Consider the following 15,248-nt stretch of genomic DNA (forward strand, 5'->3'; position numbering starts at 1 on the left):
ACACCGCAGGCGCCTCGGCAGGCTGCATGGCCACGAGCGGGTCCTCGACCGTGACCAGGCGGTGACGGCCCGCCGGCAGGTCCTCCATCACCTCTTCCGAGGTCAGCGTCAGCACCGCGCCGCTGTCAGACTGCACGAACGCCACCCGCCCCGCAGGCTGACCCGGATCGATCGGCACATACGCCGCGCCCGCCTTCCACACGCCCACGATCGCCGCGACCATGTCCGCGCCGCGCGGCAGACAGACACCCACCACCGACTCCGCACCGACACCCTGCGCCCGCAGGAAACGCGCCAGCCGGTTCGCCCGCACGTCCAGCTCCGCGTACGACAGCCGCGTCTCACCCGCCACCAGCGCCACCGCGTCCGGCGTACGCGCCGCCTGCGCCGAGAACAGCTCGGCCACCGAGGCGCTCGGCACCTCGGCCGCGGTGTCGTTCCACTCCACCAGCAGCCGGTCGCGCTCGGCCGCGTCCAGGATCTCGACGGACTCGACCCGTGCCGACGGGTCCTCGGCCAGCGCGGACAGCACCCGTACGAGACCGCCCGCGATCCGCCCGGCGGTCCGCTCGTCGAACAGGTCCGCCGCGACCGTGACCGCGCCACGGACCCCGGCCGGGCCGCCCGCGCCGTCGAACTCCTCCCCCACCATCACGTCCAGGTCGAACTTCGCCGCCGGGCGCGCGCTCAGCACGCGCTCCCCCACCAGGCCGGGCAGCTCGAGGACCGCCGCCGCCGTGTCCTGCATCGTGAGCACGACCTGGAACAGCGGGTGCCGGGCCAGCGAGCGCGCCGGCGCCAGCTCCTCCACGAGGCGCTCGAACGGCACGTCCTGATGCGCGTACGCGCCCAGGCTCGCCTCCCGCACCCGCCCGAGAAGCTCGGCGAACGACGGGTCACCCGACAGGTCGCTACGGATCACCAGCGTGTTGACGAAACACCCGACCAGATCGTCCAGCGCGTCATCCAGCCGGCCCGCCACCGCCGAGCCGATCGGCACGTCACGACCGGCGCCCAGCCGCGACAGCAGGACGGCCAGGGCGGCCTGCAGCACCATGAACATGGTCACGCCCTCGGCCCGCGCCACCTCCCGCAGCCGGGCGTGCACCGCGGCGGGCACCTCCAGGCCCGCGGTGAAGCCGCGATGCGACGCGGTGGCGGGACGCGGGCGGTCGAACGGCAGTCCCAGCTCCTCCGGCGCCCCGGCCAGGGCCTCGCGCCAGTAGCCGATCTGCCCTGCCGCCAGGCTCCGCGCGTCGTTGTCGTCGCCCAGCAGCTCGCGCTGCCACAGCGCGTAGTCCGCGTACCGCACCGGCAGCGGCTTCCACTCCGGGGCGTGGCCCGCGCACCGCGCCGCGTACGCCGCCGACACGTCGCGCGCCAGCGGCCCCATCGACCAGCCGTCACCGGCGATGTGGTGCACCACGAGCACCAGCACGTGCTCGTCCGGCGCGACGCGGAACAGGCGCACGCGGATCGGCACTTCGTCCGACAGGTCGAAGGCGTGCCCGGCGGTGCGGAGGACCGCGGCGGCGACCTCCGGCGGGCCGTCGTCCTCCTGCGGCGAAAGCGCGGACAGGTCGTCGAGGTTCTGGAGCCGGGCGAAGGACCCGGGCGTCTTCACCGCGTCGACGGCGGGCAGGTCCCAGGCCAGCTCGTCCATGGTCAGGACCCGCTGGTACGGCTCGCCGTCCTCGGCCGGGTACCTCGTGCGGAGCGGCTCGTGCCGCTCCAGGACGTCGCGCAGCGCGGCCGTGAGCGCTTCGCGGTCCAGGTGCCCGGCGAGGCTCAGGACGAGCGGCGCGTTGTACGTCGGGCTGGGGCCCTCGATCTGCCCGATGAACCACAGGCGGCGCTGGGCGAAGGAGAGCGGGACGCGCTCCGGGCGTTCGCGGGCGACCAGGCGCGGGCGCACGGTCCGCGCGCCGGTGATCCGGACGGCGAGGGCGGCGACGGTGGGCGCCTCGAACACGTCGTTGACCTGCACGTCGACGCCGAGGAGGGTCCTGACCTGGCTGACGAGGCGCGTCGCCAGGAGGGAGTGCCCGCCCAGGTCGAAGAAGCTGTCCTCGACGCCGACGTCCGCCACGCCGAGGATCTCGGCGAAGGCGGCGCAGAGGATCTCCTCCTGCCTCGTGGCCGGCCCGCGGCCCGCCGTCGTCGCGTACTCGGGCGCGGGCAGGGCCCGGCGGTCCAGCTTCCCGTTGACCGTCAGCGGCAGCGCGTCCAGCGTGACGACGGCCGACGGCACCATGTACTCCGGCAGACGTCCGGCGGCGAACTCCCTGATCGCGGCGGGGTCGACCTCGGCCGGCGCGACGTACGCGACGAGGCGCCGGTCACCGGGAGTGTCCTCGCGGGCGATGACCGCGGCCTGCGCGACCAGCGGATGCCCGGCCAGTACGGCCCGCACCTCGCCCGGTTCGATGCGGAATCCGCGGATCTTCACCTGTTCGTCGGCCCGGCCGGCGAACACCAGCCCGTCATCGGCGCTCCACCGGACCAGGTCCCCGGTCCGGTACATGCGCGTCCCATCCGCCGCGAACGGGTCCGCGACGAACCGTTCCGCGCTGAGCCCGGGGCGGCCCAGGTAGCCGCGTGCGACACCGGTGCCGGCCACGTACAGCTCGCCGGCCACGCCGGCCGGCACCGGCATCAGGGCGTCGTCCAGCACGTACGCGCGGGTGTTGAGGTTCGGCGTGCCGATGGCGGGCTCGTCGCCGGCGTGCAGCGGGTCGCTCATCGTGGCGCAGACCGTCGTCTCGGTCGGCCCGTACGCGTTGATGAGGCGCCGGCCCGGCGCCCAGCGCGCGAGGAGTTCCCCGTCCAGGGCCTCGCCCGCGGAGATCAGGGTCGGCACCGAGGTCAGGTCCCCGGGGTCCAGCGCGGCCAGTACGGCCGGCGGCAGCGTCGCGTGCGTCACGCCGTGCCGGGTCATGACGCCGGCCAGGTCCGGTCCGGGCAGCAGGTCCTCGGCCGGCGCCACCACCAGCCGTGCCCCCGAGCAGAGGGCCATCAGCAGTTCCCACGTGGCCGCGTCGAAGCCGGCCGACGCGAACTGCAGCACGCGGCCGCTCTCGTCGATGGCGCATCGCCGCGCCTGTGCCGCCGCGAGGTTGACCCCGCCGCGGTGGGTGAGCATGACGGCCTTCGGCATGCCGGTCGACCCGGAGGTGTAGATCACGTACGCGAGCCCGCCGGGCCGCAGGGCGACGTCGGGGGCCGTGGCGGGGACGGCCCTCAGGGCGGCGCGTACGGCGGCGGAGTCGACGGCGACGGTCAGCAGCCGCCGTACGGGGAGTTCGTCGAGGAGCTCCTCCTCGCCGAGCAGCAGCACGGCCCGGCTGTCGGCCAGCATGAAGCCGATGCGCTCCGGCGGGTGTGCGGTGTCGACCGGCAGGTACGCCGCGCCGGTCTTCCAGACCGCCACGAGCGCCACGACGAGGGCGACGCCGCGCTCCATCGCCACTGCGACGACCGACTCGGGGCCCACGCCGAGGCCCTTCAGGTGGTGGGCGAGGCGGTTCGCCCGCTCGTCGAGCTCGGCGTACGTCAGGCGGGTCTCGTCGGAGGCCAGCGCGATCGCGTCCGGGGTCCGGGCCGCCCATCCGGCGAACAGCTCGGGCGCCGTGGTGTCCGGGACGTCGGCCGCCGTGTCGTTCCACCGGGCGAGGACGCGGCGCTCGCCGTCGCCCAGGAGGTCCACCCGGTCGATCGGGTCCGCGGGGTCGGCCGTCGCGAGCCGATCCACGATCGTGTGGATGCGCCCGGCGATGCGCCGCGCGGCGGCGGGCTCGTGGAGGTCGAGGTTGACGTCGACGTCGAGCTTGATGCCGTACTCGCCCGGTCTCTCGTACACGTCGATGCGCGTGTTGTCGATCGGGCCGGTGGACACGTTGCGGCCGGTGACGACGCAGCCGCCGAACATGTCCGGGTAGGCGAAGGACATCACGTTGACGTGCACGCCGCAGATGGACTCGCCGTGGACGAGCTTCAGGTCCCGCAGCATGTCCTCGTACCGGTAGTTCCGGTGCCGCAGACCCTGGCGGACCGCCTCGTTCACCTGCCGGATGAGGCCATCGACGGTGGTCGTCCTGCCGATCCGGAGCCGGATCGGCATGTTGTTCGAGGTCATCGCGGGCGCGTACGCCTGTTTACCCGGCAGGCCCGTCACCGGGACGCCGACGACGACGTCGCGTTCGCCGGTGGTGCGGTGCCGATAGACGGCCGCGGCCGCGATCATCAGGCCGGACAGGCGCGTCCTCAGCCGGCGTGCGGTCGCCGTCAGCCGTGCGCCGGTGCCGGCACCGATGTCGTCGGTGTACCGCTCCAGGCCGGACGGCAGCCGCTGCGTGCCGCCGCGCTCCCGCGCCTCGGCGACGGCCGGCAGGTCGGCGAGGACGCCGAGCCAGTACTCCCGGTCCGCGGCGAAGGCGGGCGACTCGCGGTACGCACGCTCCGCGGCCAGCAGGTCGGCGAGCGGCTCCAGCGCGCCTTCGACGGCCGGCCGGCCGTCGATGAGCGCCGCGTAGATCTCGCCGATGCGCGTGACGACGGTCATCCCGCTGCGACCGTCCATGATCACATGGTGGTAGCGGTGGTACCAGAGGTGGTGGCGCGGGCCGAGCCGGAGGACGGCGTGGGCGAAGAGCCGGCCGCCCGTGAGGTCGCCGGGTTCGCGCACGTCCTCCCGCATCCATCGCTCGGCGGCGGCCCACGGGTCGTCCTCGGCGCTGACGTCCATGACGGGCATGGCGTAGTCGTCCGAGGCGAGGACGTACTGCTCGGGGCGGCCGGCGACGACGCGGAAACGCAGCCGCATCGTCTCGGCCTCCCGCGTGGTCTGCCGGACGGCCGCGACGAAGAGTCCGATGTCCAGGTCACCGCGTATCTCCAGATACTCGGCGATGTTGTACACCGGATTCTCCGGCGCGAACTGCTGGGCCTGCCAGATACCGAACTGACCGGCCATGAGGTCGTAGGATTCGCCTTTTAGAGCAGCCATTCTCAGCCCAATCCAAAAATGCTCCGACCCAGGCCCATCGAAGCAGAATCCAGTTCGCCGTTCAGGCATGCAAAAGAGGGCTCAGCTCTCCATGGGCCCGGCCGGGCAGGCGCTCTTACTTTTCCATTGCCTCGATGAGGCTCTTGGGCCGCATGTCGGTCCAGGACTTTTCAATGTAGTCCAGGCACTCCTGCCGCCCCGCCTCGCCGAACACCGAGTTCCAGCCGTCGGGCACATCGACGAAGACGGGCCAGAGCGAGTGTTGCCCCTCATCGTTGACGAGAACCAGGTACATGGCGTCGGGGTCTTCGAACGGATTGGCCATCACGTCGTCCTTCCAGGTGAACGAAATCAAGCGGCGATGGACTGGCCTCGGATTCAACGGCCCGGGCCATGCGCCAGTCAAGTAATCAGCGACCAGCCGCCTTGGCCAAAAAAGATGGCCTGTACCGCACCGGGGCGTTCAACTGCGACACCGCGTCAGTTGGACACGCGTCGCCAAGCCGAATTCCGGATCGGATTTACCGTATCCCGGGAACGGCGAAACCGCCTCCCCGGTCACCTGCCGCCGTTCCCGGCCGAGGGTAAATTGAGCCTTCCGGTTGCTAGCGTCGGTCAGCGTGACGCAGCTGGGGAAGATCCTGCAGTTCGACGGGATTCGCGGTTACGGATTCATCGCACCCGACATGGGCGGCAGCGACGTCTTCGTCCACGCGAACGAGTTCGACGGCGACGAGTCCCGGCTCATCCCGGGCGCTCATGTGCGGTTCGAGGTCATGGACGGAGGGCGGGGCAGGAAGGCACACGCCGTCAGGATCGTCGAGGAGCGCGACGGTGAACGGCCGGCCGGGCCCGGGGCGGGCATCGCACTCCGGCGTGCGCCGCCGCCCGGGGATCACCCGCCGTACGACGTCCTGTCCGCCGACGAGATGTGCACCGACCTGACCGAGATGATCCTCAACAACTTTCCCGAGCTGACCGGAGCCCAGATCGTACGGCTCCGCGGTGACTTCCTGGCCCTCGCCCGGCAACACGGCTGGGTGGAGGAGGAATGACGGGGCGTCGCAGCCCGACGCTCTCGTGCGTCTCGACCGGCTGCCCGGACTGTAACTGGTCCAGGCCGGTGGCGAACGACTGCAGCACCGTCGCGTAGGCGCTGCTGAGCTCCGACAGCAGGGCCAGGCAGTGCGGCGGCAGCCCCTTCTTGATCACCTCTTCGTCGCGTACGACCGCCTGGCACGCGTCGAACATGCGCAGGAGCGTCCGGCCCACCTCGCTGAAGCGGAGAGAGGGGTCCTTGCGGAGCCGCTCGAAGATGGCCGTCGGCTCGGCGATCAGTTTGGCGAGCGGCTCGGCCTGCTCGGGAGCGGCGGCGCGGTGCGGCTGCGCGGTACGCCGTACGGGGATCGGGGCCTCCCCGCGGCGGATCCGGTCGCGGACGTCCGCGGCGGTGGCCGGGGAGATCCCCGCCGCACGGGCGATCTGACGGAGCGAGGCGTTCGGGTCGCTCTCGATCAGCCTGGCGGCACGTTCCCGGCCGACGGTGCCGTCGACCGGCCGGGACCGGCCGTCACGGCCGATCCTGACGGCGGGCTGGGGCATGTCGCCGGCGAGCTGCCGGCGCAGTGCGGCGATCTTCTTCCCGGACAGCCCGACGACGATCGCGACCATCCGGTCGGACCACTCGGGGTGGCTGACGAAGATGCGTTCGGCGGCCGCCACCCGGTCCTTGTGCGAGAGGGGCAGGCCGTGCTGGATGTTGGCCGCGACGGAGAGCGGGAAGACGTCCGTCTCGCTGCCATGGAAGAAGCGGGCCTCGATGTCCTTCTCACCGCGGAGCATCGCGGCACGGAGCCGGTGCATCCCGTCGATGACGGTCCGGGACGGCAGGTGGACCACGATCGGCGGCAGCGTCCCGCCCGAATCCGCGAGTGTGCGGATGTGCTCGGCGTCCTCACCCTCCAGCCGCGGCGATGCGGTTGTCAGTAACGACGCGATGGGTACTTTGGCGATAATGGACCGCTCGATGCGTTCCTGCTGGAGCGAGAGATGCCGGGCAAGGGCATTATCTCTCGACAGCGAAGTGTGTGCAGTGCTGTTCAGTTTGACCACGTCCCCACGAAAAAGCATTTAGCCATTGACACTGCAGGTTCAGCCGTCGCTCAGGCACGGGTCCATAGTCAAGGGTGCCCCCGTCACGAACCGTGACACAGTCACACTCCGTCGCACACCTCTTACTCCTGGTCATTGCCCCCGAGCCAGGCCTCAATGCCACAAAAGGCACGCTACCCTGCGTGCCCTTACTGATGGCTAACACGAGGCATGAAGATCTGTAAGCGGAGTAAATCGCCTGATGCGAGATATGTTGCGGCCGAATCTGGCCGGTTTTGCCAGCAGGTAACCGAACGTCTGTCAGGAGGGTTTCAAAAAGGCCCTATTTGGATGTGCCGAATAACATCAGGAGATACGGCGTCCGTTTGTCCGGCGGGGTCGAGGCTCGCGAGGCGACTCTCGACAGAGCTCTTTCCGGCGTCGTCCGTCGTACGGGCGAACAGCTCCCGCGCCTCCGTCCAGGCGGTCCGTGCCGCCGCGTGGTCGGCGTCGGCAGAGTACGCGTCTCCGAGGGAGCGCAGTGCGCGCGCGAGGTACGGGATCCAGCCACGGTCGCGCCAGCCTCGTACCGAGCGTTCGAGGCAGTCGACCGCCGCCGGCAGGTCGCCCTCGGCCAGGTTCAGCTCGCCGAGGACGCCGAGGGCGTCCGCGAGATGGTGACCGAACTCGCCGACCTGGCCGTAGGCCAGCGTGAGCTCGAGCGTCGGCCGGGCACGATCGTCGCCGGTCGCGACGAACAGCTTGGCGAGGTAGAGGAGTGAGAACGACTCCAGAAAGCGGTCCTCCTGATCCCGCGCCATCACGATGGACTCATCCAGCAGCTTCATGCCGCCGGTGAGGTCACCGCACAGGGCGTGGGCCGCGCCGAGGAACTGCACGATCGTCGCGAGGAAGCGGGGGTTGCCGAGCTCCTTGGCGATCACGAGCGCGTGTTCGAGGCATTCGAGGGCGCCGTGCGCGTCGTCCTCCCCGTGGGCGGCCGCCATCACGTGGTACGCCCGCGCCTGCCCGCCGAGATAATCGGCCGCCCGCGCGACGTGCAGGGCGTGCTCGGCCAGCGCGAGCGCCTCGGCGGTCCTCCCGTCCGCGATCCGGCCCCAGACGATCCCGACCATCGCGTCGGCCATGCCGACCGGATCGCCCAGGTCCGTGAACAGGTCGAGGAGTTCCTCGGCCAGCCGGTGCAGCCGGGTCATCACCGGTCCCGTTCCGGCAGGGGACGTCCAGGTGGTGACCTCGAGCAGCCCGCGCAGCAGGACGGCCTCACCGAGCCGGTCGCCCGTCTCGCGGCACAGCGTCATCGCGCGCTCGTGCATCTGGCGCCAGTCTTCGTACATCCCACGGACGTCGCAGTACTTCTCCATGGAGGCCGCGATGTCCCAGGCGAAGTCGGTGAGCAGCAGGTCGCAGGCCTGAGCGACCTCGGCCACCAGCGCCGCCCGCTCCGCGGTGAACCAGCGCATGGGGTCCGCCAGCAGCCGCTCGGTGACGGCGACCGGCAGCGGCCAGCGCGGCGCGGGCCCGTGGATGGCCGCGTAGCAGGGCCCGGCGACCCGGTCGGCGGCCTTCTCGGCCAGCGCCAGCCACGCGCCGAGGGCGCGGTGCAGCGCCGCCGCGCGCTGCGCCGCTGTGTCCTCCCGCTCGGCGCGCTCGCGCGCGTACAGGCGGAGCAGGTCGTGCACCTTGTAGCGGAGCTGACCGGTCCGGTCCGTGCCGGCGACGCCCACGAGCTGGGCGTCGATCAGCAGTTCGAGGTGGTGCTGCGCCTCGGTCACGGACCTGTCCAGCAGCGCGGCGACCGTCCAGGCCGCGATGTCGGGGGCGTTGACCAGGCCGAACAGACGGAAGGCGCGCTGGGTCTCGGCCGGGAGCAGCCGGTAGCTCAGCGCGAACCCGGCGCGTACCTCAAGGTCGCCGGCGACCAGTTCGTCGAGCCGGCGCCGCTCCTCGGACAGGACGCCGGCCAGGTGGGCCAGCGTCCAGTGCCGGCGACCCAGGAGCCGGGCCGCGGCGATGCGCAGGGCGAGGGGGACGTGGCCGCACAGCCGGGCGATCTCCACCGCGACGTCCGGCTCCTCGGCGACGCGCCGCTCCCCGACGATGTTGGCGATCAGGTCCACGGCCTGGGCGGAGGGCAGCACGTCGAGGTTCAGCAGCCGCGCCCCCTCCAGGCCGATGAGGCGGTTGCGGCCGGTGATGAGCACGGCGGCGTCCGGCGTGCCGGGCAGCAGCGGCCGTACCTGGTCCTCTCGGGCGACGTTGTCCAGCACGATGAGCGTCCTGCGCCCGGCCAGGCGGCTGCGGAAGAGCGCCATGCGCTCGTCCAGGGAGGCCGGGATGTTCCCGACACCCGCCGGGAGCGTACGCAGGAACCCGCCGAGCACGTCGCCCGGCTCGGCCGGGGTCGCCGAGTCGCCGTGCAGGTCGGCGTACAGCTGTCCCGCCGGAAACGAGCCGGCGATCTTGTGGGCGACGTGTACGGCGAGCGTGGTCTTGCCGAGCCCCGCCATTCCCGCGACGGTGGCGATGGCCACGGTTCGCTGACGCGACGTGCCGGCACCGCGTACGAGAACGCGGGCCAGCTCCGCCGCCTCGGCCGCCCGGCCGGTGAAGTCGGGGATGTCGGGCGGAAGCTGGGCGGGTACCGGCACCGCCGGCTCCTTGGATCCGGTGTTCGGACGCTGGCGGCCGAACGACAGCACGCGCATGTGCGCGAGCCGGACCTCCTCGCTGGGTTCGATGCCGAGCTCGGCCTCGAGGCGGTCGCTGAGCCGGCGATAGGTCTGCAGGGCCTCGGCGGGCCGTCCGCTCGCCGCGAGCAGGTCGATGAGGGTGGCGTGCAGTAACTCGTCGAAGTTGAACTCCTCGGCCAGCGCGCCGACCGTCGTGACCGCTCCCTCGGGGACGCCCGCCTCCAGCGCCGCGTCGGACAGGTCCAGCGCCGCCTGCCGTACCTCGTCCTCGATGCCTCGTACGAGCGGGTCCGTCCGGTCGATCCGCGGCAGCCCGGCGAGCAGCGGCCCCTTGCGCTCGGCGAAGGCGGACAAGAGGGCGCGGTAACGCTCGTCCGATACGGCGAGGGTGCGCGCCTCACCGGCGAGGACGAGAAAGCGGCCGAGGTCCGAGCGCGCCGCCGGGCACTCCAGGAGGTAACCGTCCTCATGGCGGATCGTGACCTGCCCGGCCCGGCCGCCGTCGAGCCCGGCCAGCCACTTTCGCAGCCGGGAGACGCCGACATGGACGGCCTCACGGCTCGTCTCACTCGCCCGGTCGGTCCATACGAGCTCCGCGAGACGGCTGATCGGCAGTGCCTCACCACGGGCCAGGACGAGCACGCCCAGCAGGCCCTGCAGGATCGGGGAGCGCGGTAAGAGGACGCAGCTTCCACCGACGTCGACCGTCAACCGTCCGAGCACCCGGAAACCGACCTCTTCTGTGGCCACGGTTTCGTCACCCCCTGCGGAACGTAAATCACGATCGCACATAACGACCGGTGCCGAGGAGTGGCTTATTCGTGCGAACTCATTTCCCCCTGGAGCCTCACGTCAGGGCCAGGACATGACCAGTCGCGTGTGGCGCTTGGGGAAGACCCGCCCGACCGCCGGGGCCGGCACGGCGGTCTCCGCCGGGTGGAGAGTGAACTCCGGGCCGGGGCCCCGCCGCCGGTCACGGTCCCAGGTCCGGACGTGCCCGTGGACGCCGAACTCGTGGTGCTCCCCGGTCGCGTCATCGCGCCGTACTTCCGCGGCCGGTGAGGTGGGCGAAGCCGTCGGCCGTGACGAGGACCGGGCAGTACCACCTGGCCGCGAGCCGGACGGGTTCGCCCTCGCGGCCGGTGTCGCGCCAGATCGTTCCGGACCGGTCGTCGGCGGTCGCCGGCCAGAGGTTCGGCGAGTCGTACGGCTCCCTGCATCGGGACGAACCCGCACACCGTGGGGTCCAGGCCGAGGAACCTCCCACCGTCCCGTACGAACGTCAGCGCCCTGGTGATCGTGGCGAAGGTCAGGGGGACCGTCCGGCCGCCCGGGGCGAGCAGCCGTCCCCACGGCAGTCCCAGGCGCCGACCGTGACCGGGATCGCGACGTAGGGACCGTACGCGTCGGCGGCGTGCTCGGCGTCCCCGAGCACGACCCGTACGTTCGCGTGGCCCGTCTCGGCAAGGACGCGGGCCGCCCGCCCGGTCACCCACGGGTCGACGTCCACCGTGACCACCGGCCCCTCCGGACCGACGATCGCGGCCAGGAGCGCGGGGTCGCGGCCTCGGGCGCGAACCTCTCCCGGGGGACCCTCGCGAAGCCTCCGGAGAACGCAGCGCGCCCCGTTTCCGCAGCTCGGCGACCGAACCGGCGCGCAGGCGGTCGGGAGAGTCGGGGCCGGCGGTCATCCGTGAACGCCGGCCTCGCCCTACGACGGTCACGGGGAAACGGCTCCTATGCTGGCCGGGTGGGAAGCGTCCCGTCACCGAGGCTGGTCGTCCTTCGCGGCAACTCCGGGTCGGGCAAGTCCAGCGTGGCCAGGGCCGTACGGGCCGCCTACGGCCGGGGGCTGGCGATCGTGGGCCAGGACAACGTCCGCCGCGAGATCCTCCGCGAGCATGACGTGGTCGGCGGAGTGAACATCGGCCTGATCGACACCATCGCGCGCTACTCGCTCGCACAGGGCTACCACGTGGTCCTCGAGGGCATTCTCACCGCCGGCCGGTACGGGCCGATGTTGCGGGCCCTGCGCCGCGACCATCCGTCGAACAGCGCCTTCTTCTACCTGGACGTCTCGTTCAAGGAGACCCTCCGGCGGCATCAGACGCGGCCTCTGCGGTCGGAGGTCAGCGGCGAGCAGATGCGCGAGTGGTACCGGCGCCTGGACCTGCTCCCCGGCGCGTACGAGACGGTGATCTCCGAAGCCAGTCCGCTGGAGGCGACCGTCCGGCAGGTGCTGCGGGAGTCCGGGCTGACCGGCGGAACGTCCACGCCCGCCGGATGAGCCGGTCTTGACAGGCGCCAGGGATAACCGTTAGACGTAGGGGATAACGGTTATCTGGGAGGGCCGATGCGGCAAGAAGTGGTGCTGGCGATGCTGGCCAAGGAGCCCTCGCACGGCTACCAGCTACGCGCCCGGCTGCGCGACGCGCTCGGCCCGCTCGGCGACGCGATGAACGACGGCCAGGTCTACGTCACGCTGACCCGGCTGGAGAAGGCCGGGCTGCTGGCGGCCGAGCGGTCCGCCGACGACGCCGACCGGTCGGAGCGCAAGGTGTACGCGCTCACCCCCGACGGCCAGCGGCGCGTCGCCGAGTGGATCGCCGAGGTGAGCTGGCCGAAACCCGACCTCGCGGAGTTCCACCTCAAGCTGATCGCGGCGGCGTCGGCCGGGCTCGCCGACCCGCTCACCATCGTCGACACCCAGCGCCGCGAGCTGCTGCGCCGGCTGCGTGACGCCCAGCGCGCCGCCATGGCCGAGCCGGACCCCTCGGACGCGGCGCTGCTGCTGGAGGGCATCGTGCTCCGGCTCCAGGCGGACCTGCGCTGGCTCGAGGCATGTGAGACGAACTGGACCCACCGAAGGAGTGGATCGTGAGCGACGTCCCTGTGCTTCGCGCCCGCGGGCTGCGAAAGGAGTACGGCAAGGGGGAAGGGCTGGTGCGCGCCGTCGACGGCGTCGACCTCGACGTGGGCGCGGGAGAGACGGTGGCGGTGATGGGGCCGAGCGGCTGCGGGAAGTCCACGCTGCTGCATCTGCTCGGGGGCCTGGACCGGCTCTCGGGCGGAGAGGTGTCGCTGAACGGCCGCCGCATCGACGGCATCGGCGAGAAGGCCCTGGCCCGGATGCGGCGCACCGACGTCGGCTTCGTCTTCCAGTCCTTCCATCTGATGGAGGAGCTCACCGCCGTGGAGAACGTCGAGCTGTCGGCGCTGCTGGCCGGCCGCTCGCCGCGGGCGGCCCGGCGGCGCGCGGAGGGGCTGCTGGAGCAGGTCGGGCTCGCCGACCGGGCGCGTTTCCTGCCCTCCGCGCTGTCCGGCGGCCAGCGGCAACGGGTCGCGGTCGCCCGTGCGCTGAGCAACGAGCCGCGGGTCGTCCTCGCCGACGAGCCGACGGGAAACCTGGACAGCGCCGCCACCCTGGACGTCCTCAAGCTCTTCGAGAGCCTGCACGAGGCCGGGCAGACACTGGTCATCGTCACCCACGACGCGCGGATCGCGGCCACCGCCGACCGGATGATCTCAATGCGCGACGGCGCCTTCGTGGACGAGACCCGGCTGACCGGCGGCACCACCGGACGGCTCGGCGCCCTCGCCGGACTGGAGGACTGAACCCCCATGGGCCGCACCCTGCTCGTGATCCGCCTCGCCACGCGCGACATCCGGCGGCATCGCACCGAGGCCGCGCTCCTGCTGCTCGCCATCATGGCCGCCACCACGACGCTGACGCTCGGGCTCGTCCTGCGTGACGCGGCCGGCGACCCGTACCGGAGCACCCGGGTGGCGACCCGAGGACCCGACGTGGTCGCCAGTGCCACCCGGGCCTCGGAGCTCTCCGGCCTCGGGAAACGGGCCGGCGTCAAAGACGAGAGCGGCCCGTACCCCGTCGCCCCGGCGAAGCTCCGGGCGTACGGCCGTACGTCGGACGTGCAGGCCGTGGGGCGCGACACCGCGTCCGCGCCGGTCGACCGGCCCGAGCTGACCCACGGCCGATGGGCCGGCGCCGGCGGTGTGGTGGTCGAGGGCGCCTTCGCCAAGGCGCTCGGTGTACGCGTCGGTGATCCGGTCACTCTGAACGGCCGTTCGTTCCGGGTCGCCGGCATCGCGGTCACCGCCGCCATGCCGCCCTATCCGGGGTCGTCCTGCCTCGTCGCCTCCGGTTGCGCGAGCGGCGTGACCTCCGAGGAGCTGCCGAAGCTCCCGCCCGGCCTGCTGAAGGACCCCGGGCTGGTCTGGCTCACCGAGGCGGACGTGCGGAGCCTCGCCCCGGACTCCCTGTCGTACGTGATGAACCTGAGGCTGGCCGACCCGGGCACGGCCCAGGCGTTCGCCGACGCGAACCCCTCGCTCGGCCCGGCGGCGCCCCGCCTGACGTCCTGGGAGAGCATCCTCCACGACGCCACCGAGGTGGCCGGGGACTCCCAGATCCTCCTGCTGATCGGAGCCTGGCTGCTCGGCCTGCTCGCGGTGGCCAGTCTCTCGGTGCTGGTCGGCGGCCGGATGGCCGACCAGACAAGGCGCGTCGGGCTCCTCAAGGCGGTCGGCGGCACACCGGGCCTGGTCGCGGCCGTGCTGCTCGCGGAGTACGTCCTCGTGGCCGTCGTCGCGGCCGTGGCCGGGCTCACGATCGGATCGCTGACCGCTCCGCTGCTCACCGAGGCCGGCGCCGGCCTCGTCGGCGGCGCCGGCACGCCGTCGCCGACCCTGTCCACGGTCGTCTGCGTGACCGCCGTGGCGCTCGGGGTCGCGGTCGTCGCGACCGCCGTTCCGGCCGTACGCGCCGCCCGTTCCAGCACGGTCGACGCGCTGGCCGACTCGCCCCGCCCGCCCCGCCGCGTCGGCTGGCTGATCGCGGTCTCGGCGCGGCTGCCCGGCCCGCTGCTCCTCGCCGTACGCGTCGCCGCCCGCCGGCCGCGACGGGTCGTGCTGGGCGTGGTCAGCATCGCGATCACGGTCAGCGGCATCTACGTCGTACTGGTGCTCGACACCTTCCTCACCACCCACCCGGTCGCCGCGGGCGTCGACGGGGCCCAGGCCGAACTGCTGCGTCAGGTGCTCCTCGTCGTGACGGTCATCATGCTGTCCCTCGCGGCGGTCAACGCCGTCTTCATCACCTGGGCGACGGTGCTCGACGACCGGCACTCGTCGGCGCTGGCGCGCGCCCTCGGCGCGACGCCCGGTCAGGTGAGCGCGGCGCTGGCGGCGGCCCAGGTGCTCCCGGCCCTCGTCGGCGCCGTCCTGGGCGTTTTTCCGGGGGGCTACGCACTGTTCGCCGCGGTGAACGGGGCCACCGGCGGCGATCGCGGCAGGGCGACGCTTCCGTCGCTCTGGCAGCTGGCCGCCGTGGTGCTGGCGACCGTGCTCCTGGTGGCGGCGCTCATCGCCGTCCCCGCCCGCCTCGGCGGCCGCCGTCCGGTGACGGAGATCCTCTGAGC

General features: G+C 72.3%; 10 protein-coding genes and 1 pseudogene. 6 read left to right on the forward strand and 5 right to left on the reverse strand.

Features of this window, described 5'->3' with window-relative positions; genetic code table 11:
* The coding region (locus QWU11_RS13335) for a non-ribosomal peptide synthetase (RefSeq protein ID WP_290105740.1) at positions 1-4,972 on the reverse strand (4,972 nt) is incomplete at its 3' end.
* A 148-nt stretch (positions 4,973-5,120) separates the two neighbouring features.
* The gene (locus QWU11_RS13340; RefSeq protein WP_290105742.1) at positions 5,121-5,330 is read right to left on the reverse strand and encodes an MbtH family protein; all 210 of its coding nucleotides are present in this window, start codon (positions 5,328-5,330) and stop codon (positions 5,121-5,123) included.
* A 295-nt stretch (positions 5,331-5,625) separates the two neighbouring features.
* Here QWU11_RS13340 and QWU11_RS13345 point away from each other — a divergent pair, with 295 nt between their 5' ends.
* Positions 5,626-6,060, forward strand: a complete 435-nt coding sequence (locus QWU11_RS13345; RefSeq protein WP_290105747.1) for a cold shock domain-containing protein — start codon at positions 5,626-5,628, stop codon at positions 6,058-6,060.
* Here QWU11_RS13345 and QWU11_RS13350 read toward each other — a convergent pair.
* The gene (locus QWU11_RS13350) at positions 5,963-7,117 is read right to left on the reverse strand and encodes a ParB N-terminal domain-containing protein (RefSeq protein ID WP_290105750.1); all 1,155 of its coding nucleotides are present in this window, start codon (positions 7,115-7,117) and stop codon (positions 5,963-5,965) included. The two genes, QWU11_RS13345 and QWU11_RS13350, sit on opposite strands and share 98 nt — an antisense overlap.
* 311 nt (positions 7,118-7,428) lie before the next feature.
* Positions 7,429-10,560, reverse strand: coding sequence for a BTAD domain-containing putative transcriptional regulator (locus tag QWU11_RS13355; RefSeq protein ID WP_290105753.1), 3,132 nt, complete (start codon positions 10,558-10,560; stop codon positions 7,429-7,431).
* Positions 10,561-10,689: 129 nt separating this feature from the next.
* Between QWU11_RS13355 and QWU11_RS13360 the strand changes: the two genes are divergently transcribed.
* Positions 10,690-10,872: a hypothetical protein gene (locus QWU11_RS13360; protein WP_290105799.1), complete on the forward strand. Its 183-nt coding sequence runs from the start codon at positions 10,690-10,692 to the stop codon at positions 10,870-10,872.
* Positions 10,873-11,119: 247 nt separating this feature from the next.
* On the opposite strand, the pseudogene QWU11_RS13365 reads toward QWU11_RS13360, so the two are convergent.
* Positions 11,120-11,362: pseudogene (locus QWU11_RS13365) on the reverse strand (methyltransferase, FxLD system); the annotation flags it as partial.
* Between the two features lie 198 nt (positions 11,363-11,560).
* Between QWU11_RS13365 and QWU11_RS13370 the strand changes: the two are divergent.
* The 4 genes from QWU11_RS13370 to QWU11_RS13385 all read left to right on the forward strand — a co-directional run bounded on the left by QWU11_RS13370 (position 11,561) and on the right by QWU11_RS13385 (position 15,246).
* Positions 11,561-12,097, forward strand: coding sequence for an AAA family ATPase (locus tag QWU11_RS13370; RefSeq protein WP_290105806.1), 537 nt, complete (start codon positions 11,561-11,563; stop codon positions 12,095-12,097).
* Positions 12,098-12,163: 66 nt separating this feature from the next.
* Positions 12,164-12,691, forward strand: a complete 528-nt coding sequence (locus QWU11_RS13375) for a PadR family transcriptional regulator (protein ID WP_290105833.1) — start codon at positions 12,164-12,166, stop codon at positions 12,689-12,691.
* Positions 12,688-13,425, forward strand: a complete 738-nt coding sequence (locus QWU11_RS13380; protein ID WP_290105895.1) for an ABC transporter ATP-binding protein — start codon at positions 12,688-12,690, stop codon at positions 13,423-13,425. Before QWU11_RS13375 ends, QWU11_RS13380 begins: the two co-directional genes overlap by 4 nt.
* 6 nt (positions 13,426-13,431) lie before the next feature.
* The gene (locus QWU11_RS13385; protein WP_290105920.1) at positions 13,432-15,246 is read left to right on the forward strand and encodes an FtsX-like permease family protein; all 1,815 of its coding nucleotides are present in this window, start codon (positions 13,432-13,434) and stop codon (positions 15,244-15,246) included.
* Positions 15,247-15,248 lie beyond the last annotated feature (2 nt).

This window comes from Actinomadura sp. DC4 (assembly GCF_030406325.1).
Classification (GTDB): Bacteria; Actinomycetota; Actinomycetes; order Streptosporangiales; family Streptosporangiaceae; genus Actinoallomurus.